This window comes from Methylobacterium sp. CB376 (genome assembly GCF_029714205.1).
In the GTDB taxonomy this organism is placed as follows: domain Bacteria; phylum Pseudomonadota; class Alphaproteobacteria; order Rhizobiales; family Beijerinckiaceae; genus Methylobacterium.
Window position 1 is genome coordinate 3542412 of sequence record NZ_CP121648.1, and the last position, 18895, is coordinate 3561306.

General features: G+C 73.8%; 16 protein-coding genes. 5 read left to right on the plus strand and 11 right to left on the minus strand.

Annotated elements, in window-relative coordinates:
* Positions 1 to 936 (plus strand): 3-keto-5-aminohexanoate cleavage protein, encoded by a 936-nt coding sequence (locus tag QA634_RS16105; RefSeq protein ID WP_012332982.1) that lies wholly within the window; start codon positions 1 to 3, stop codon positions 934 to 936.
* A 146-nt stretch (positions 937 to 1082) separates the two neighbouring features.
* On the opposite strand, the gene QA634_RS16110 is transcribed toward QA634_RS16105, so the two are convergent.
* From QA634_RS16110 to QA634_RS16145, 8 genes are all read right to left on the minus strand, one after another.
* Entirely contained in the window at positions 1083 to 1499 is a 417-nt protein-coding gene (locus tag QA634_RS16110) for a helix-turn-helix domain-containing protein (protein ID WP_083784685.1), read from the minus strand.
* 28 nt (positions 1500 to 1527) lie between these two features.
* The gene (gene lnt / locus QA634_RS16115; RefSeq protein WP_012332984.1) at positions 1528 to 3189 is read right to left on the minus strand and encodes an apolipoprotein N-acyltransferase; all 1662 of its coding nucleotides are present in this window, start codon (positions 3187 to 3189) and stop codon (positions 1528 to 1530) included.
* Between the two features lie 296 nt (positions 3190 to 3485).
* A complete protein-coding gene (locus tag QA634_RS16120) occupies positions 3486 to 4655 on the minus strand; it encodes a hemolysin family protein (RefSeq protein ID WP_012332985.1) in 1170 nt (389 codons plus the stop codon).
* Between the two features lie 33 nt (positions 4656 to 4688).
* The gene (gene ybeY / locus QA634_RS16125) at positions 4689 to 5168 is read right to left on the minus strand and encodes an rRNA maturation RNase YbeY (protein WP_012332986.1); all 480 of its coding nucleotides are present in this window, start codon (positions 5166 to 5168) and stop codon (positions 4689 to 4691) included.
* A 3-nt stretch (positions 5169 to 5171) separates the two neighbouring features.
* The gene (locus tag QA634_RS16130; RefSeq protein WP_012332987.1) at positions 5172 to 6269 is read right to left on the minus strand and encodes a PhoH family protein; all 1098 of its coding nucleotides are present in this window, start codon (positions 6267 to 6269) and stop codon (positions 5172 to 5174) included.
* Between the two features lie 9 nt (positions 6270 to 6278).
* Positions 6279 to 7622, minus strand: coding sequence for a tRNA (N6-isopentenyl adenosine(37)-C2)-methylthiotransferase MiaB (miaB, locus tag QA634_RS16135; RefSeq protein ID WP_012332988.1), 1344 nt, complete (start codon positions 7620 to 7622; stop codon positions 6279 to 6281).
* 395 nt (positions 7623 to 8017) lie between these two features.
* A complete protein-coding gene (locus tag QA634_RS16140; RefSeq protein WP_012332989.1) occupies positions 8018 to 8422 on the minus strand; it encodes a hypothetical protein in 405 nt (134 codons plus the stop codon).
* Between the two features lie 53 nt (positions 8423 to 8475).
* The gene (locus QA634_RS16145) at positions 8476 to 9375 is read right to left on the minus strand and encodes a hypothetical protein (RefSeq protein ID WP_012332990.1); all 900 of its coding nucleotides are present in this window, start codon (positions 9373 to 9375) and stop codon (positions 8476 to 8478) included.
* 435 nt (positions 9376 to 9810) lie between these two features.
* Between QA634_RS16145 and QA634_RS16150 the strand changes: the two genes are divergently transcribed.
* The gene (locus tag QA634_RS16150) at positions 9811 to 10845 is read left to right on the plus strand and encodes an aspartate-semialdehyde dehydrogenase (RefSeq protein ID WP_012332991.1); all 1035 of its coding nucleotides are present in this window, start codon (positions 9811 to 9813) and stop codon (positions 10843 to 10845) included.
* An 80-nt stretch (positions 10846 to 10925) separates the two neighbouring features.
* Entirely contained in the window at positions 10926 to 12446 is a 1521-nt protein-coding gene (amaB, locus tag QA634_RS16155; protein WP_012332992.1) for an L-piperidine-6-carboxylate dehydrogenase, read from the plus strand.
* Between the two features lie 270 nt (positions 12447 to 12716).
* Here the strand turns inward: amaB and QA634_RS16160 are convergent, their stop codons facing one another.
* Positions 12717 to 13883, minus strand: coding sequence for a M20 aminoacylase family protein (locus QA634_RS16160; RefSeq protein ID WP_012332993.1), 1167 nt, complete (start codon positions 13881 to 13883; stop codon positions 12717 to 12719).
* Between the two features lie 206 nt (positions 13884 to 14089).
* Here QA634_RS16160 and QA634_RS16165 point away from each other — a divergent pair, with 206 nt between their 5' ends.
* Both QA634_RS16165 and QA634_RS16170 read left to right on the plus strand, forming a co-directional pair.
* Positions 14090 to 14968 carry an aldose 1-epimerase family protein gene (locus tag QA634_RS16165; protein ID WP_012332994.1) on the plus strand — a complete coding sequence of 293 codons (879 nt, stop codon included), beginning with the start codon at positions 14090 to 14092 and terminating at the stop codon, positions 14966 to 14968.
* A gap of 113 nt (positions 14969 to 15081) precedes the next feature.
* Positions 15082 to 16044 (plus strand): tyrosine recombinase XerC, encoded by a 963-nt coding sequence (locus QA634_RS16170; RefSeq protein WP_012332995.1) that lies wholly within the window; start codon positions 15082 to 15084, stop codon positions 16042 to 16044.
* Between the two features lie 194 nt (positions 16045 to 16238).
* Here QA634_RS16170 and QA634_RS16175 read toward each other — a convergent pair whose 3' ends face one another.
* Together QA634_RS16175 and QA634_RS16180 are read right to left on the minus strand one after the other, a co-directional pair.
* Positions 16239 to 17783, minus strand: a complete 1545-nt coding sequence (locus QA634_RS16175) for an ABC transporter ATP-binding protein (protein WP_012332996.1) — start codon at positions 17781 to 17783, stop codon at positions 16239 to 16241.
* 52 nt (positions 17784 to 17835) lie between these two features.
* Complete coding sequence (locus QA634_RS16180) at positions 17836 to 18843, minus strand: BMP family protein (RefSeq protein ID WP_012332997.1); 1008 nt, start codon at positions 18841 to 18843, stop codon at positions 17836 to 17838.
* Positions 18844 to 18895: the final 52 nt, after the last annotated feature.

The following is an 18895-nucleotide window of genomic DNA, read 5'->3' on the forward strand; positions in this document are numbered from 1 at the left end:
ATGTCCGCCACCACCCTCTCGGGCAAGACTGTCATCACCTGCGCCCTCACGGGCTCGTTCGACACGCCGTCCCGGAACCCGGCCGTGCCGGTCTCCCCGCAGGAGATCGCGCGCTCGGCCCTGGAGGCGGCCGAGGCCGGGGCCGCCGTGGTCCACATCCACGTGCGCGACCCCGGCACCGCCAAGCCGAGCATGGACCTCGCCCTCTACCGCGAGGTCGTCGAGCGCATCCGCGAGCGCGACGAGGCGGTGATCCTCAACCTGACGACCGGAGCGGGCGGGCGCTTCGTGCCAGGCCCCGACGAGGAGCCGGCCCGGGCGGGCCCGGGCACCAGCCTCGCCTCGCCGGAGGCCCGGACCCGGCACGTGACGGCGCTGCGCCCGGAGATCTGCACTCTCGACGTGGCGACGATGAATTTCGGCGAGCACGCCTTCCTCAACACGCCGGGCCACCTGCGCGAGATGGCGGCGCGCATCCGCGACGCCGGCGCGCGGCCGGAGATCGAGGTGTTCGATCTCGGCCAGATCGAACTCGCCAAGCAGCTGATCGCCGAGGGCTACCTCGACCGGCCGCCCCTGTTCCAGATCTGCCTCGGGATCCCCTGGGGGGCGCCGGCGACGCCGGAGACGCTGCTGCAGATGCGCGACCGGCTGCCGCCGGACGCGATCTGGTCGGCCTTCGGGATCTCGCGGGCGGAGTTTCCGATCCTGGCGCTCGCCGCCACGGCCGGCGGCCACGTGCGGGTCGGGCTGGAGGACAATCTCTACCTCTCGCGCGGCCAGCTGGCCCCGAGCAACGCCGCCCTCGTCGAGAAGGCGGTGGCGCTCCTGGCCCTGCTCGATCGCGCTCCGGCGACCCCGGACGAGGCCCGCGCGCTGCTCGGCCTCCCGTCCCGCGAGGCGCCCGCGGACCGGGGCCGGGCGGGAGGCGGCTGAGCACCCCCGGGAGGCCGGTCCGGCCGCACGGTCCGGCGATTCGCCTGCCGGACCGGTCGCCGGAGGCGTCATGCGGATGTCGGCTTCGCTCACGCGCGGCGCGGGCTCGTGATCCGCGGTCCGGACGTGATCGTCCGGACCGCGGATCACTCCTCGACGACCGCGTCCTTGCCGCCGCCCATCGCCTCGACCAGCGAGACGACTCGCCGGCGCAGGAGCGGATCGTTCACGCGCTGGAAGGCGCGGACGAGCTGGAGGTCCTGACTCGTCCAGAACAGGTCGACGCTCGGGGCGCGCGCCGCGTCGCCGCGCTCCTCGTCGTGGCCGTTCTCGCTGCGCGGCGCGCCCTCGTAGAAAAATCCCACGGGCACGCCGAGCATTTCGGCGATCTGCTGCAGCCGGCTCGCACTGATGCGGTTGGCGCCCTTCTCGTACTTCTGGATCTGCTGGAAGGTGACGCCGAGCGCATCCCCCAGCTTCTCCTGACTTACCCCCATGAGAAGCCGCCGCACCCGCACCCGGTGGCCAACATGACGATCGATCGGATCCGGTGCTTTCTTCAAGTCCTGCTCCACACCCCGCACGGTGGCCTTACGGGCGTGCGCTCCCGATTCGGGCGCCCGCGGCCAGCAGGACCGACCCTAGAAGCAATGCGACGAAAAACAAATCGCCAAAACGTGCGTAGATCGTACTTTCCCCTAGGTCGCGCGGCAGCCTCACATCGAGGACGCCCTCCGCCCCGACTGGGAGCATGCCAGTCACCCGTCCGTAAGGATCGACCATGGCCGAGACGCCCGTGTTGGCAGCACGCGCGAGCGGCAGACCTTCCTCTACGGCACGCAGCCGGGCCTGGGCGAAATGCTGCCGCGGCCCGGGCGTGTCGCCGAACCAGCCGTCGTTGGTCAGGTTGAGGATCAGTCCGGCCCGCGGGCTCACCGAGGGCACGACGGCGCCGGGGAAGATGACCTCGTAGCAGATCGAGGCCGCGGCGGCCGGCAGGCCCGGCACCGAGAACGGGCGCCTCGCGCCCTCGGCGGCGGTGAAGCCGCCCGGCACGGACACGAATTGCCGCAGGCCGAGCGCGCGCAGGATGCGGTCGACCGGGGCGGGCAGGTACTCCCCGAACGGGACGAGGTGGTGCTTGTCGTAGGGCACGCCGACGAAGCCCTCGGCGCCGATGACCAGGATGCCGTTGTAGAAGTGCAGGCGCTCCCCCGGCAGGGGCTCGTCCGCGCGCGCGGCGCCGGTGACGAGGTACTTGCCCGGCGGCAGGGCGGCGGTGATCTGGCCGAGCGCCCGGGGCTCGCGCTGGATCAGGAACGGGAAGGCCGATTCGGGCCAGATCAGGTGGGTGACGTCGGCGAGCCCGCTCGATCCGGGGCCGGTCGCGCTGTCGCTGAGGCCGAGGTAGCGCTGAAGAATGCCCTCGCGGTTGCGCGGGTTGAAGCGCGCGTCCTGGGGGATGTCGGGCTGGACGAGGCGAAGCCGCACGCCCGGCACCTCCGGCACCTTGCCGGCGGGGACGCGCAGGGCGCCCGCCCCGGCGAGGAGCGCGAGTCCCGCCAGAGCGGCCAGGGTCGGCCAGCGGCGCGCCCGGGCGGTCGCGCCGGTGGCCAGCGTGGCGGGCGCCGCCCCGATCAGGACGGCGAGCAGGGTCAGGCCGTAGAGCCCGACGACGGAGGCCGCCTGCATCAGCCAGAGGTTCTGGCCGAGCGCCATGCCGAGGGTGTTCCAGGGGAAGCCCGTGAACAAGTGCCCGCGCAGCCACTCGGAGGCGGCGAGGCCGGCCGCCAGGGCGGCGATCCGCCCGGCGCCCCGCGACCAGACGAGCCGCGCCAGGGCGAAGCCGAGCCCGAAGAACAGCCCGAGCAGGGCGGGCAGGCCGAGCACGCCGAGGGGCATGAGCAGGGCGAACTCGTCGGCATCGACCAGGAAGGCGGCGCCGAGCCACCACAGCCCGGCGACGAAGTAGCCGAAGCCCCAGGCCCAGCCGATCGCCCCGGCGCTGGCCGCCGTGGCGAGGACGCGGCGCAGCCGGCCGCTCCCCGTCGCGGCGCCGTCGAGGAGCCAGACCGCCGGGACGAGCGCCACCGCCAGGGCGGGCAGGACCCCGAAGGGCGGCATGGCCAGGGCGCCGCAGGCGCCCGCCAGCCACGCCAGCGCGAGCCGGCGCCAGCCGCCCGCCAGGGCGAAGCGGTCCGCGAGGGCTCCGAGCCGCGAGGGCGCCGCGAAATCCGTTCCGTCTGGCCGCATGGGGTGATTCGCCGTGGTCGAGTGAGGCCGCCGGTCCGGCGCGAGGCGGTGAGGCCCCGGCCGCACTGGCCCGGGAAGATGAAGGGACGATAACAGTGGCGCCGCCGAGGCCGCCGAGGCCGCCGCGGGCGCGCGAGGCCCTCCCGGGGCGCGCCGCCCCGCGCGGGCCGGCGATCGCGGGATCGCGCCCGGAGGCCGCGCGGCCTCTCCCGCGCGCCTGGACGTGCCCGGACGGGTCGGGGGGCGCCTCCGGATTCGCTCCGCGGGGACGGGCGGGGGCCGAGGGGCCCCCACCCTCACGCCCCGGCGTCGACCGGGGCGCCGCTGCCGTTGAGCGTGCGGGGTGCCGGCAGGGCCAGGGGCTCCTCCGGGGCGGCGAGCTTGGCCGGGCCGTGGTGGAGGCGAAGCCGCTTGATGCGGCGTGGATCGGCGTCCAGCACCTCGACCTCGAAGTCGCCCGGAACCGCCACGACCTCGCCCCGGGACGGCACCCGCCCGGTGATGGTGACGACGAGGCCGCCGATCGTGTCGACCTCCTCGGCGAGTTCGCCCACCGCCCCGGCGATGTCGAAGCCGGTCGCCTCCGCGACGTCGTCGAGGCTCGCGCGCGCATCCGCCACGTAGATCTCGGCCTCGCCGTCGACCCGCAGCACCCGGTGCCCCTCGGCCACGTCGTGCTCGTCCTCGATGTCGCCGACCACGACCTCGATCAGGTCCTCGATCGAGATCAGCCCGTCGGTCCCGCCATACTCGTCGATGACGAGGGCCATGTGGGTCCGGCTGGCCTGCATCCGCACCAGGAGGTCGATCGCCGGCATCGAGGGCGGCACGTAGAGCACGGGCCGCAGGATCCGCGTGGCGGCGAGGGAGAGGTCGAGATCGACCTCGCACAGGTCGGGCGTCCGGGCGAGGTGCGGCCGGCGCGCCCGCCCGTCCCCCTGGATCACCGGCGGCGGCTCGGCCGCGGGCTTGGCCGGGGAGTTGGCCGGGGAGTTGGCCGGGGATCTGGCCGGGGATTTGGCGCCGTGGGCCGCGCCGGCCTCGGCGCGGGTGGCGAGGTGGTCGACGAAGTCGCGGATGTGGACCATGCCGCGGGGATCGTCCAGGGTGTCGCCGTAGACCGGCAGGCGCGAATGGCCCGCCGTCCGGAACACCTTCAGGAGTTCGCCGAGGGAGATCTCCGCCGGCACGGCGACGATGTCGGCCCGCGGCACCATCACGTCGTCGACCCGCACCCGGTGCAGGCTCAGCACGTTCTTCAGCATCGCCCGCTCGACGGGCGAGAAGGCGTGATCGCCCGACTGCGCCTCCGCCAGCGCGTCGGTGATCTCGTCGCGCGGAGCCTCCCGCGGCTTCAGGTGGAAGATGGTGAGGAGACGGTCATACCACGGCTCACGGGCCGGACTGTCCTCGTCCGGGGCGGGCTGGGCGGTCGCGGCGGCGCCACGACTTCGATCGTTGCTCATGTCTCTCTGGTCTGGAATTGCAGGATCCGCGGCTCATTCCGCGGGCTCGCCGTAGGGATCCGGAACGCCGAGCCGCGCCAGGGCCGCGGCCTCCAGAGCCTCCATCGCCTCGGCCTCGGCCTCGCCGGTCTCATGATCCTGGCCCAGGAGATGGAGCGTGCCATGAACCAGCAGATGCGCGAGATGGTGGCCGAGAGGCTTCGACTGCTCCCCACTCTCGCGCAGCATCGTGTCATACGCAAGAACCACGTCGCCGAGGGGCCGCGGCGCCCCGCCATGGGCGTGGCCGGCCGGGAAGGAGAGCACGTTCGTCGGCTTGTCCTTGCCGCGCCATGTGCGGTTGAGCTCCTGCACCGCCTCGTCGTCGGTGAGCAGGACGCTCACCTCGACCGCCTCCGCGGGCGGCAGGATCGCCAGGGCCGCCTCGACGGCGCGGCGCACGAAGGGGCCGAGATCCGGGATGGCCGCCTCCCAGCGCTCGTCCTCCAGGACGACGTCGATCTCGTTCTCCACGGCTCAGGCCCCGCGGCGCGGGGCGGGACGGTCCTCGGCCCCGGCGCGGCTCGTATCCGCCTCGTAGGCGCTGACGATCCGCCGCACCAGGTCGTGCCGGACCACGTCCGCGTCCTTGAAGGTGACGCGCCCGATCCCCTCCACGCCCTCCAGGATGCGGACCGCCTCGACGAGGCCGGATTTCTGGCCGGGCGGAAGGTCGATCTGGCTCGGATCGCCCGTCACGATCATCCGCGAGTTCTCGCCCAGGCGGGTCAGGAACATCTTCATCTGCATGGAGGTGGTGTTCTGCGCCTCGTCCAGCAGCACCACCGCGTTGGTGAGGGTGCGCCCGCGCATGAAGGCGAGCGGCGCGATCTCGATCATGCCGGTCTGCAGGCCCCGGTCGACGTGGCGCGCCTCCATGAAGTCGTAGAGCGCGTCGTAGATCGGGCGGAGATAGGGATCGACCTTCTCGCGCATGTCGCCGGGCAGGAAGCCGAGGCGCTCGCCCGCCTCGACGGCCGGGCGCGACAGGATCAGCCGCTCCGCGTGGCCCTGCTCCAGGAGCGAGACCGCGTGGCCGACCGCCAGCCAGGTCTTGCCGGTGCCGGCCGGCCCCTCGGCGAAGACGAGTTCGTTGGCGCGCAGGGCCTTGATGTAGGCGTCCTGCGCGGCGTTGCGGGCCCGCACGGCCCCGCGGCGGCGGGTGGCGATCTGGTCGAACTGCGCGCGCTCGCCGTTCGACGGGGCCTCGCTCGCCGGAAACAGGCTGCCCTGCAGGGAGGCCTCCTGGATGACGCCGTCGACGTCGCCGAGGGTCAGCGGCAGCCCGCCGCCGTCGCGCACCCGGGCATAGAGGGTCTCCAGCACGATCCGGGCCCGCTCGGCGGCCTCCGGCGTGCCCTTGACCACCACGTGGTTGCCGAGCGCGGTCGCGGTCACGCCGAGCCGCCGCTCCAGATGCGCCACGTTCTGGTCGTACTGGCCGAAGACCAGGCTGGCGAGGCGGTTGTCGTCGAAGGTGAGCGCGATCTCGGCGGCCTCGCTCAGGCCAGCGACCGGCCTGCCCGGCCCCTCGCGCCCCCGTCCGCCGCGTCCCGCGTTGTCGCCCGGTCGCACATGCGTCCCCTATGCTGCGGCGGCCGGGGCCGCCTCGGCCCGTTCCCCGAACAGGCTGTTCGATCCGGCGCGGGTGAGGCGCACCGGCAGGATCGTCCCGATCACCGCCGGCTCCGCCTCGATCTGCACCGCCTGGAGGTAGGGCGACTTGCCGGCGACCTGGCCCGGATGACGGCCGGGCTTCTCGATCAGCACCTCGACCGTGCGGCCGAGGCTGGCGAGGTTGAAGGCCCGGGCCTGCCCGTCGATCAGCGCCTGCAACGCGGCGAGGCGCTCGCGCTTGACCGCCTCCGGCACCGCGTCGGCGCTCTCCGCCGCGGGCGTGCCCGGGCGCGGGCTGTACTTGAACGAGAAGGCGCCCGAGAAGCCGATCTCCGCCACGAGCCGCATCGTCTCGGCGTGGTCCGCGTCGGTCTCGCCCGGGAAGCCGACGATGAAGTCGGAGGTGAGGGCGATGTCCGGCCGCGCCGCCCGGATCCGGTCGATCAGCCGCCGGTAGGTGTCCGCGTCGTGCCGGCGGTTCATGGCCGCCAGAATGCGGTCGGAGCCCGACTGCACCGGAAGGTGCAGGTAGGGCATCACCGCCGGGCAGTCCCGGTGGGCCGCGATCAGGTCGTCGTCCATGTCCCGCGGGTGGCTGGTCGTGTAGCGCAGCCGCGCGATGCCCGGCACCTCCGCGAGGCGGCGCATCAGGCGCCCGAGGGACCACGGGCGCCCGTCCGGCCCCTCGCCGTGGAAGGCGTTCACGTTCTGGCCGATCAGGGTGAGTTCCCGCGCGCCGCCCGCGGCCAGCCGCTCGGCCTCGGCGAGGATCTTCGCCACGGGCCGCGACACCTCCGCCCCCCGCGTGTAGGGCACGACGCAGAAGGCGCAGAACTTGTCGCAGCCCTCCTGCACGGTGAGGAAGGCGGAGGGACCGGCGACGCGGCGCGGGGGCAGGTGGTCGAACTTGTCGTCGAGGGGGAACTCGGTGTCGACGACCTTGCCGTCCCGGGCGCGGGCCAGGAGCTCCGGCAGCCGGTGGTAGCTCTGGGGTCCCACCACCACGTCGACGGCGGGGGCCCGGTGGATGATCTCGCGGCCCTCCGCCTGCGCCACGCAGCCCGCCACCACGATCGTGGTCTCGCGCCCCGCCCCGGCCCGCTCGCCCTTCAGGTCCCGCACCCGGCCGAGTTCGGAATAGACCTTCTCGGCCGCCTTCTCGCGGATGTGGCAGGTGTTGAGGATGACGACGTCCGCCTCCTCCATCGCCTCCGTCTCGGCGAAGCCCTCGCGGCCGAGGAGGTCGACCATCCGGGCCGCGTCGTAGACGTTCATCTGGCAGCCGTAGGATTTGACGAACGCTTTCTTCAACGAACCGGCCTTCGCGGATGGGGGAATGGGGCGACAGCCCCGTCATGTACGCGGTCGCGGCCGGAATGAGAATAGGGCGATGCCGCGCAGCGTCCCGCGCGGGCGGCGCCGGTTCGCCGGAGAAAAGAACGGCACGTCAGCGGCTTGGCCCGAATGGCGACCGCCCCCGGCCGGATCCCGCGAGGCACGGCCTCGGCCGGGCCCGCGGCGGGTCGTCCGGGAGCCGGCCGCCCGCGCCGCGAGCGTCCCGGGGGCGGCCCTGGGCAGAACGGCGTCGGGTGATTCTGCTCAGGCCCTTGTCTCCACATCATGTTTCGCTGACGCGGTGCTTCGGTTCGCCGCCGAAGCGGCGACCGCGTCGGCGCAAGCTGCTCGGATCACGAATGTTGCGCGGATCAGTAGCCGCGCGCCCGCGGCGAGGTCGGGTCGAGGTAGTCGAGGCCCGAGAGGTCGACCGTGACGGCGGCGCGGCGGGCGCCGATGAACGGCCCGTTGGTGATCGGGTCGGGCAGCACGCCGAAGCCGCCGAAGCGCTCGCGGTTGGCGATGTAGGGCGGCGAGGCGAGGTACGAGGCGGTGATGAAGTGCGGGTTCGTCGCCGGGTTGGAGACGGCGCCGGAATTCGCCTCCACGACGTTGCCGGCATCGAGCCAGCTGCGCGGGCGCACCCGGATGGCGAGGCCCTGGCCGCCGCGGGTGCTGCGGATGACGTAGGAATCCTGGGCCTGGGAGGCGGCGGTCTCGGCGCCGAGCGCCGCGAGGGAGAGAAGGCCGATCAGGGCCAGTCTGGACGTGCGCATGGCGGAACCTCGTTGTCGCGCCGCACCCTAGGCGGCGAGGTCATAAGGAAAGGTCAGCGGCTTGCCTCAGGATGACGTCCGAGCGCGGCCGTGGTTCCGGGCTCCAGCAACGCTTGGGCTGATTGTCGCACTTTCGCCGCATTCTTCCGGTCGCGCCCCTTTCGGGGCGCCAGCGCGGCGGCGGGCGGCGTGGGCGGCGCGCAGACCGGCCGGGCCGGCCGCGTCAGCAGATCGACGATCCCGGCGGGCAGCAGGACGCTGGGGCGCGCGGTCAGGCGGTCGATGGCGCAGCCGACCGCCGCGGGCTCGGGCGGCAGGCCCAGCGGCGCGCAGAGCCAGCCGTCGAGGCGCATTCCCGCGTCGAGGAGGCGGAAGGCCGTGCAGGCGCGGCGCCCTTCCGGCCCCGAGAGCGTCGCCTCGACGGTCTCGACCGGCCCGAAGCGGCTCTCGATCGCGCCGCGGTCGCCCGCGCGCAGGACGGCGAGCCCGTCATGCTCCGCGGCGCGGCGGGCGAGGGTCACGAACAGGCTCGCCTCCGGGTCGGGGGACTCGGCCAGGGTCAGGCGCAGGAAGGGCTGCTCGATGCTGCCGAACGCGCCGGCGACGAGGCTGTCCTCGCGCAGGCCGAGGCTCGGCCGGCGGCGGGCGGTGGCGCGCACCTCCTCGTCGCCCTCCAGGGCGTAGCGGTCCGCCGCCACGCCCTCCCAGGGGGGCGCGGCCGCGACCGCGGCGGCCTGCGCCTCGGCCTCCGCCTGCCGCCGCTCGCCCGCCAGGATGCTCAGGAGCGCGATCACGGCGGCCGCGCCGATGCAGCGCCGCAGCAGGCGCCAGCCCCCGCCGCCCGCCGCCCGCGGCAGCGGGCGCGGCAGGACGGGCTCGGCGGGACCGAGATCCCGGGCCAGGGCCCGGCCGGCCCGCGTGAGGGCCGCGTCATCGAAATCCCGATGCCTCACGGGGCCTCCGAACGCTCGCGCGGCCGTCGCGCGGCCGCCCCGCCATGCAAGCGCGCAGGCCTCGCCATCCGGTTGACGCCGGCGCGCCGTCCACGGAAGCGCGCGAACGTGGTGAACAATCCGTCACCGCATGACGGCCGCGCGATTCTGTTGCCGGCGCGGCCAAGCGGCCCTTGACAGATCCGCCGCCGCGCGGTGTTGGTGCGCTCGGCCGTGCCTCCGATGAGCGGAGCACCGTCCGGGGACGATTCACCGCGCCATGCGTGCCGCGTCGCAGACGACGAAAACGAAAGCGCTGACGGCGGTCATCGCCGGCTGAAGCCTCGCGTCGTCCTCGGATCCCTCCCCGTCCGCGGCGGACGGAGGCCGGGCTCCTTCGAGCGAGGCCCGATCACGATCTCCGGGGAGGGTCGTCGCCAAGCTGGAGTGAGTGAGATGGGTTACAAGGTCGCCGTCGTGGGAGCCACCGGCAATGTCGGCCGGGAGATGCTGGACATCCTGGCGGAGCGCGCCTTCCCGGCCGATACGGTCGTGGCGCTGGCCTCGCGCCGCAGCCTGGGCCAGGAGGTCTCCTTCGGCGACAGGACGCTGAAGGTCCAGGCCCTCGACCAGTACGACTTCTCCGACACGGACATCTGCCTGATGTCGGCGGGCGGCGAGACCTCGAAGGAATGGTCGCCGCGGATCGGCGCGCAGGGCTGCGTGGTGATCGATAATTCCTCGGCCTTCCGCTACGATTCCGACGTGCCGCTGATCGTGCCGGAGGTGAACGCGGACGCGGTCGTCGGCTTCTCGAAGAAGAACATCATCGCCAACCCGAACTGCTCGACCGCGCAGCTCGTGGTGGCGCTGAAGCCGCTGCACGACGCCGCCACCATCAAGCGCGTCGTCGTCGCCACCTACCAGTCGGTCTCCGGCGCCGGCAAGGACGCCATGGACGAGCTGTTCAACCAGACCCGCGCCGTCTTCACGGCCGGCGAGGTCAAGGTCCAGAAGTTCACCAAGCGGATCGCCTTCAACGTCATCCCCCACATCGACGTCTTCATGGAGGACGGCTCCACCAAGGAGGAGTGGAAGATGGTGGCCGAGACCAAGAAGATGCTGGATCCCAAGATCAAGCTGACGGCGACCTGCGTGCGGGTGCCGGTGTTCATCGGCCATTCGGAGGCGGTGAACGTGGAGTTCGAGCGGCCGATCAGCGCCGAGGAGGCGCGCGAGATCCTGCGCTCGGCGCCCGGCGTGCTGGTCGACGACAAGCGCGAGCCGGGCGGCTACATCACGCCCCACGAGGCGGCGGGCGAGGACGCGACCTACGTGTCGCGCATCCGCGAGGACATCACGGTCGAGAACGGCCTGTCCTTCTGGTGCGTCTCCGACAACCTGCGCAAGGGCGCGGCGCTGAACACGGTCCAGATCGCCGAGGTGCTGATCAACCGCAAGCTGATCAGCCCGAAGAACAAGGCGGCCTGAGGGCCCCCGGCCGGATCCGCGGCCGCGCCGGCGAGGTGCTCCGGCGCGGCCGCCTTTTGCCCCCAGCCCCGGACACCCGCATGGCCCCGACCGTCCTCTCCATCCGCGACGACCTCCTCGCCGTGCTGGAGCGGCTCGGCGTCCCGGCCTCCTTCGCCAGGACGGGCCTGCCGGTCCGCTCGCCCATCGACGGGCTGGTGATCGGCCACCTGCCCGAGACCCGGGAGGCCGGGCCGGCCATCGCGGCGGCCGCGGAGGCCTTCCCGGCCTGGCGCAGGGTGCCGGCGCCCCGCCGCGGCGAGCTGGTGCGGCTCCTCGGCGAGGAGTTGCGGGCCGCCAAGGCCGATCTCGGCCGGCTCGTCACCCTGGAGGCCGGCAAGATCCTCTCCGAGGGCCTCGGCGAGGTCCAGGAGATGATCGACATCTGCGACTTCGCGGTCGGCCTCTCGCGCCAGCTCCACGGCCTCACCATCGCGACCGAGCGCCCGGACCACCGCATGATGGAGGTCTGGCACCCGCTCGGGCCCTGCGGGGTGATCACGGCCTTCAACTTCCCGGTGGCGGTCTGGTCCTGGAACGCGGCGCTCGCCCTGGTCTGCGGCGATCCGGTGGTCTGGAAGCCCTCGGAGAAGACGCCGCTCACGGCCCTGGCCGTACAGGCCATCGCCGGGCGCGCGCTCGCGCGCTTCGGGCCCGAGGCGCCCCCCGGGCTGCTCTCGGTGCTGATCGGCGGGCGGGCCCTGGGCGAGGCGCTGGTGGCCGATCCGCGCATCCCCCTCGTCTCGGCCACCGGCTCGACCGCGATGGGGCGTCGGGTGGCGCCGATCCTGGCCGCGCGCTTCGCGCGCGCCATCCTGGAACTCGGCGGCAACAACGCCGCGATCATCGCGCCCTCGGCGGATCTCGACCTCGCGCTGCGGGCCGTCGCCTTCGCGGCGATGGGCACGGCCGGCCAGCGCTGCACCACGCTGCGGCGCCTCTTCGTGCACGAGAGCGTCGCCGGGAGCTTCCTGCCGCGGCTGCGGCAGGCCTACGCCTCGGTGCGGATCGGCGACCCTCGCGACCCGGCGACGCTGGTCGGCCCGCTGATCGACGTCGCGGCGGCCGAGGCCATGGCCCGCGCCCTCGACGAGGCCCGCGCCCTCGGCGCCGCGATCCATGGCGGGCAGCGCCTGACCGACATCCGCGGCGAGGAGGCGGCCTATCTCCGCCCGGCCCTGGTCGAGATGCAGGCGCAGGCCGGCCCGATGCTGCGCGAGACCTTCGCGCCGATCCTCTACGTGGTGCCCTACCGCGACCTCGCCGCGGCGATCGCGGCCCAGAACGCGGTGGCGGCGGGCCTCTCCTCCTCGATCTTCACCCGCGACCTCGGGGAGGCCGAGACCTTCCTGTCGGCGGCCGGGTCCGATTGCGGCATCGCCAACGTCAATATCGGCCCCTCGGGCGCCGAGATCGGCGGGGCCTTCGGCGGCGAGAAGGAGACGGGCGGCGGGCGCGAGGCCGGCTCGGATGCCTGGAAGGCCTACATGCGGCGGGCGACGAACACGATCAATTACGGCCGCGCCCTGCCCCTCGCCCAGGGCGTCAGCTTCGATCTCTGATCCCGACGGCCCTGTCTCATGACCGTCGGTTCGGTTCCCGAATGTTCGTCACGCCACCGGCTTGCGTCGACGATTCATGATGGTCGACGGCCCGATGCGGCAGCATCCTGGGCCGCCGGGGCGAGGCGCATCCGCTCTCGCCTCCTCCAAGCGGAATTGCCCCATGCAATTCTGCTCGGTCTCTTGGTCTCGCATCGTGTTTCGCCGACGCGGTCCTTCGGTTCGCCGCCGCACCGCTGAGCCCTTCGGCCCCGGCCGGCGGAATGAGGCTCAGGCCGGCATCGCCCGCTCGATCAGCCGCGCCCACAGGGACACGCCGTAGGGCGTGGCGGCATCGTTGAAATCGTAGGCCGGGTGGTGCAGGCCGGGCCCGTCGCCGGTGCCGAGGAAGATGTAGGCGCCCGGCCGCTCCTCCAGCATGTAGGAGAAGTCCTCCGCCCCCATCATCGGGTCGACGGCGCGGTTCACCCCGGCCTCGCCCGCGACCTCCTCGGCCACGTCGGCCATGAAGGCGGCCTGATCCGGGTGGTTGTCGGTCACCGGGTAGCCCCGCACGTAGTGGGTCGTGGCGCGCGCCCCGAAGGCCTCGGCGATCCCGGCCGCGAGCGCGCCGATCCGCGCCTCGCACAGCGCCCGCACCGGCTCGGCGAGGCAGCGCACCGTCCCGTTCAGCACCGCCGTCTGCGGGATGACGTTGAAGGCGTCGCCCGCCCGCACGGTCGTCACCGACACCACCGCGGAGGCGATCGGGTCGGCGTTGCGCGCCACAACCGATTGCAGGGCCGTGATGATCTGGGCGGCGACCACCACCGTGTCGATGCAATCGTGCGGCGCGGCCGCGTGGCCGCCGCGCCCCTCGATCGTGATCGTGAAGCGGTCCGCCGCCGCCATGATCGGCCCGGGCCGGATCGCGAAGGAGCCGAGGGGCAGTCCCGGCTTATTGTGCAGCCCGTAGACCTCCTGGATGCCGAAGCGCTCCATGAGGCCGTCCTTCACCATGGCGGCGCCGCCCCCGCCGCCCTCCTCCGCCGGCTGGAAGATCACCACCGCCGTGCCGTCGAAGTTGCGGGTCTCGGCGAGGTACCGGGCCGCGCCGAGCAGCATCGCGGTGTGGCCGTCATGGCCGCAGGCGTGCATCGTGCCGGGCACGGTCGAGCGGTAGGGCAGCTGGGTCGCCTCCTCGATCGGCAGCGCGTCCATGTCGGCGCGCAGCCCGATCGTGCGGCCGGACTCGGCCCTGCGGCCCCGGATGAGGCCGACGACGCCGGTCTTGCCGAGCCCGGTCACCACCTCGTCGCAGCCGAAGGCGCGCAGCTTCTCGGCGACGATGCCGGCGGTGCGGTCCACCGCGTAGAGGAGTTCCGGGTGCTGGTGGAAGTCGCGGCGCCAGCCCGTGATCTCGTCGGCGAGGGCGGAAACGCGGTTGATGACGGGCATGGCGGACTCTGGGGTGAGCGGGGATGGGCCGCCGCACAGCAAGCCCCGGGCCAGGGAGCAGGTCAACTCCGGCGCGCATTGCGCCCTGCGCATGGCCGGCCGCGCGGCCCGCCCGGCGACCCGCGCCCGGTGCAAGCTGGACCCTGGCCGGGGCGGTGGTCTAACTCTGCGCCGCGGCCCGGGCGCGGCCGCCCGGGGAGATCGCGATGAGTGAGACGGTGGAGATCCGCAGCGGCGACACCCGCGCCCGCATCGCCCTCGACGGCGCCGAGCCGGTCTCCTGGCAGGTGGCGGGCCGCGAATGCCTGTGGGGCGGCGACCCCGCGCACTGGAACCGCCACGCCCCCTGGCTCTTCCCGGTCGTCGGCGCCTCGGCGGAGGGGCAGGTGACGGTCGCGGGCCGCGCCTACCCGATGGGGCAGCACGGCTTCGCCCGCGACAGCCGCTTCACCCTGGTCGAGCAGGGTCCCGACCACGTCCGCCTGCGGCTCGAGGAGAGCGAGGCGACGCTGGCGCGCTACCCGTTCCGGTTCCGGCTCGAGATCACGGCGCGCCTGCGCCCGGGCGAACTCGCCCTCGCCTGCGAGGTCGCCAATCCGGGCGAGGAGCCCCTCCCCTACGCCCTCGGCTTCCACCCGGCCTTCCCGTGGCCCTTCGCGGGCGGCGCGCGCCGGGCGGGGGGCGGCTACGCGGTGCAGTTCGAGCGGGCCGAGACGCCCGCCGTGCCGGAGGTCGGCCCGGGCGGGCTGCTGCGGCGCGAGCGGCGCCCGGTGCCGCTCGACGGCGACCTCCTGGCGCTCGATCCGGAGACCTTCACGGAGGCCCTGGTCTTCCTCGCCGCGCGCAGCCGCTGGATGCGCTTCGTCGCCCCCTCCGGCGCCGCGATCCGGCTCGAGGCGGAGGATTTCCCGCACCTCGCCGTCTGGACGCGGCCGAGTGCCCCCTTCCTCTCCCTCGAATGCTGGACCGGCCACGCGGATTGGGTCGGGTTCTCGGGCGAACTCGCCGAGCGCGACTCGCAGCGCCTGCTCGCCCCGGGCGCGCAGGCGCGGCACGGGGTGGTGCTGGCCTTCGAGCCGGGCTGAGGGCGGGCGCAACCCGCGGTGGATGGCGGGCGCGTCGTCAACGGAGCCTCAACGGCTGACGGGTCTGCTGGGGCGGCCGCCCCGGCGGGGCGGCGCCACGAGGGACCCGCGCCGTGCTCCAGACCACGCCCCCCGACCTCCTCCCCGGCGCCGCGGACGTGCGGGAGGCGGTCGCCTCCTGGCTGACCCTGCTCGCGCGCGAGCGCCGCTTCTCGCCCAACACCGTCGAGGCCTATGCGCGGGACCTGCGCCAGTTCCTGGCCCACCGCGCGCGGGCGGGAACCCAGCCCGACATCCCGTCCCTCGTCGCCCTCAAGCCGCGCGACCTGCGCGCCTTCATGGCCGCGCGCCGGGCCGAGGGGATCGGCGGGCGCAGCCTGATGCGGGCGCTCGCGTCCCTGCGCTCCTTCGCCCGCCACCTGGAGCGGGAGGGGCACGGCACGGTCTCGGCCCTCTCCGCCGTGCGCTCGCCCAAGGTGGAGCGGCGGCTGCCACGGCCCCTCCCGGTCGCCGCCGCCGTGGCGCTGGCAAGCCCCGACATCCGGGCCGGCGAGGATCGCCCCGACTGGGTGCTCGCCCGCGACGCGGCGGTGCTCGCGCTGCTCTACGGGGCGGGTCTGCGCATCGGCGAGGCGCTGGGCCTGCGGCGCAAGGATGCGCCGGTCGGCGGCCTCGACACGCTCACCATCGTGGGCAAGGGGCAGAAGACCCGCATGGTGCCGGTGATCGCCCCGGTCCAGGCCGCCCTGGCCGAGTACCTCGCCGCCTGCCCCTACGCGCTCGCGCCGGACGGCCCGCTCTTCGTCGGGCAGAAGGGCGGCCCGCTCTCGCCCCGCGTGGTGCAGCTCGCGGTCGCGTCCCTGCGCGGCGCCCTCGGCCTGCCCGACAGCGCGACGCCCCACGCCCTGCGCCACTCCTTCGCCACGCATCTCCTGGCGCGGCAGGGGGACCTGCGCGCGATCCAGGACCTGCTCGGCCACGCCTCGCTGGCCACCACGCAGATCTACACCAAGGTCGATTCCGCCCGCCTGATGAGCGCCTTCGAGGCGGCGCATCCGCGGGCCGGGCGGATGTGATCCGGGATCCGCTTGATCGAAGCGGATCCCGGATCACAAGCCTGCGCGGCGCCTGAGCGAAGCCCACATCCGCCATCCCGAAGGGATCAAGCGGATCCCGAGCCCGCGCGGCGCCTGAGCGAAGCCCACATCCGCCATCCCGAAGGGATCAAGCGGATGTGGGATGAGCGGGGCCGGGCGCCGCCCGGACCCGCTCAGGCCCCGGCCGCGTCCCGCGGGCGCGCCGCGCCGTCCGGATCCTGCCCGGCCATCATCAGCCCGAGCCGCGTCAGGTCGAGGCGCTCGGACTCGAGCGCCGGTGACAGGCGGGAGCGCACCATCACGGCGATCCGGTCGCTCAGCGCGAGGAGTTCGTCGAGATCCTCCGAGATCAGCACGATGCCGGCCCCGCGCAGCCGCGCGTCGAGGAGGCGGCGGTGCACCTCCGCCACGGCCCCGACGTCGAGGCCCCGGGTCGGCTGGGCGGCGACGATCAGGCCCGGCGCGCCGTCGAGGGCGCGGGCCAGGATCGCCTTCTGCATGTTGCCGCCCGAGAGGAGCCGGATCGGCGCGTCCGGGCCCGGGCAGCGGATGTCGTAGTCGCGGATCGCGGCCTCTGCGCGCGCCCGGATCGCGGGAAAGCGCAGCAGTCCCGCCCGCTGGAAGCGGGTGCGGATCCCCTCCGCCGCGATGGTCTCGGCCACCGACATCGTCGCCACCACGCCCTCGTGGTGGCGGTCCTCCGGGATGCGGCCGATGCCGAGGGCCACGGCCTGCTTCGGCGCGAAGCGGCGGAGCACCTGCCCGTTCACGCGCACCGTGCCGGCGCTCGGCCGGGCGAGCCCGAACAGGAGCCGGGCCAGGGCGGCCTGGCCGTTGCCCGCCACCCCGGCGATGCCGAGGATCTCGCCCTCGCGCAGGGACAGGCTCGCCCCGTCGAGGCGGTTGCGGGCATCCGGCCCGGCGACGCTCACGCCGTCGAGGGCCAGCACCTCGCGGCCGGGGGCCCGCGCCTGCCGGCGCGAGGCCGGCACGGCCCGGCCGACCATCAGCTCGGCGAGGACCGCCCGGTCGGCGCCGGCGGTCGGGCGCTCGGCCACCTTGCGCCCGCCGCGCAGCACCGCGACGCGGTCGCTCCCGCCCAGCACCTCGCCGAGCTTGTGCGAGATGAAGGCGACGGCGAGCCCCTGCCCGGCGAGCGCCCGCAGGGTCGCGAACAGGCCCTCGCTCTCGGCCGGGGTGAGCACCGCGGTCGGCTCGTCGAGGATCAGCACGCGCGCGTCGCGGTAGAGCGCCTTCAGGATCTCGACCCGCTGGCGCTCGCCGACCGCGAGCCGCGCGACCGGCACGTCGAGGTCGACGCCGAGGCCCGAGCGCCGCATCAGCCCGTCCAGGCGGCGGCGCGCGGCGGCGACGCGGCGGCCGGGGCGCCAGAGCGGCTCGGTGCCGAGCGTGACGTTCTCGAACCCGGTCAGCGCCTCGGCCAGGGCGAAGTGCTGGTGCACCATGCCGATTCCCGCCGCGAGCGCCGCCCGCGGCCGGCCGGGCGGGAGCGCGACGAGGCGGCCGTCCGGGCCGGCGACGCGCACGCTCCCCGCATCGGCCGTGTAATGGCCGAACAGGATGCTCATCAGCGTCGTCTTGCCGGCGCCGTTCTCGCCGAGGAGCGCCAGGATCTCCCCTTGCCTCAGGTCGAGGTCGATGGCGTCGTTGGCGACGAGCGATCCGAAGCGCTTGGTGATCCCGCGCAATTCCAGCACGACCCGCCCGGACCCGTCAGGCCCGGGACGGGAGGGGGCTCGGCCGCTCACCTCAGGCGCTGGATTTCGGCTCGGAATCGTTCACCGCCACCGTGAAGGAACCGCCGCGGATCTCCTTCTCCTTGGCGAGGACGAGATCGATCACCGGCTGCGGCACCAGCTTCGGATCGAGGGGGGCGAGCGAGCAGCCGCCCTTGGCCATGTGGCTCCAGGGGCCGTAATCCTCCGCCGTGAAGCTGCCCTCGATGACCTTGGCGACGGCGCGGTCGATCGTCGGCTCCATGTGCCAGAGGGCCGAGGCGATCACCGTGCCCGGGTATTGCGCGGCCGTGTCGATGACGTTGCCGATCGCCTTGACGCCGCGCTCCTTGGCGGCGTCGGAGACGCCGAAGCGCTCCGCGTAGAGCACGTCGGCCCTGCGCTCGATCATGGCGAAGGCGGTCTCCTTCGCCTTGGGCGGGTCGTACCAGGAATTGATGAAGGAGACCAGGAACTTGACGTCCGGATTGACGGACCGGGCGCCGGCCATGAAGGCGTGCATCAGCCGGTTCACCTCCGGGATGGCGTAGCCGCCGACCATGCCGATGATGTTGGTCCTCGTCTCCTTCCCGGCCACGATCCCGGTCAGGTACGAGGCGTCCTGGATGTAGTTGTCGAAGACCGAGAGGTTGGGCGCCTGCGCCGGGAAGGACGAGCCCATCAGGAAGGCGGTGGACTTGTAGTCGGCGGCGATCCGGCGCGCCGGCCGCTCCAGGCCGAAGGCCTCGCCGATGATCAGGTCCTTCCTGCCCTCCGCGTATTCGCGCAGGACGCGCTCGGCATCGGTGTTGGCGACGTTCTCGGAATACGCGTAGGTGATGTCGCCGCGCGCCTGCGCCGCCTTGAGGGCGAGGTGGATGCGGCTGATCCATTGCTGCTCGATCGGCACCGAGGCGACGAGGGCGACGGCGATGGGCTTCGCCTTCGCGGCGCGGGCGCCGCCGCATCCGAGCCCCGCGAGGGCCGCCCCGCCCGCCGCCAGCAGCGTGCGCCGGCTCAGCTGTCGTCCCGGGTCCGTCATGGTCCTCCTCCCCGAAAGCCCGGGCAGGCGACCATGGCGGGCGGCGCGGCGC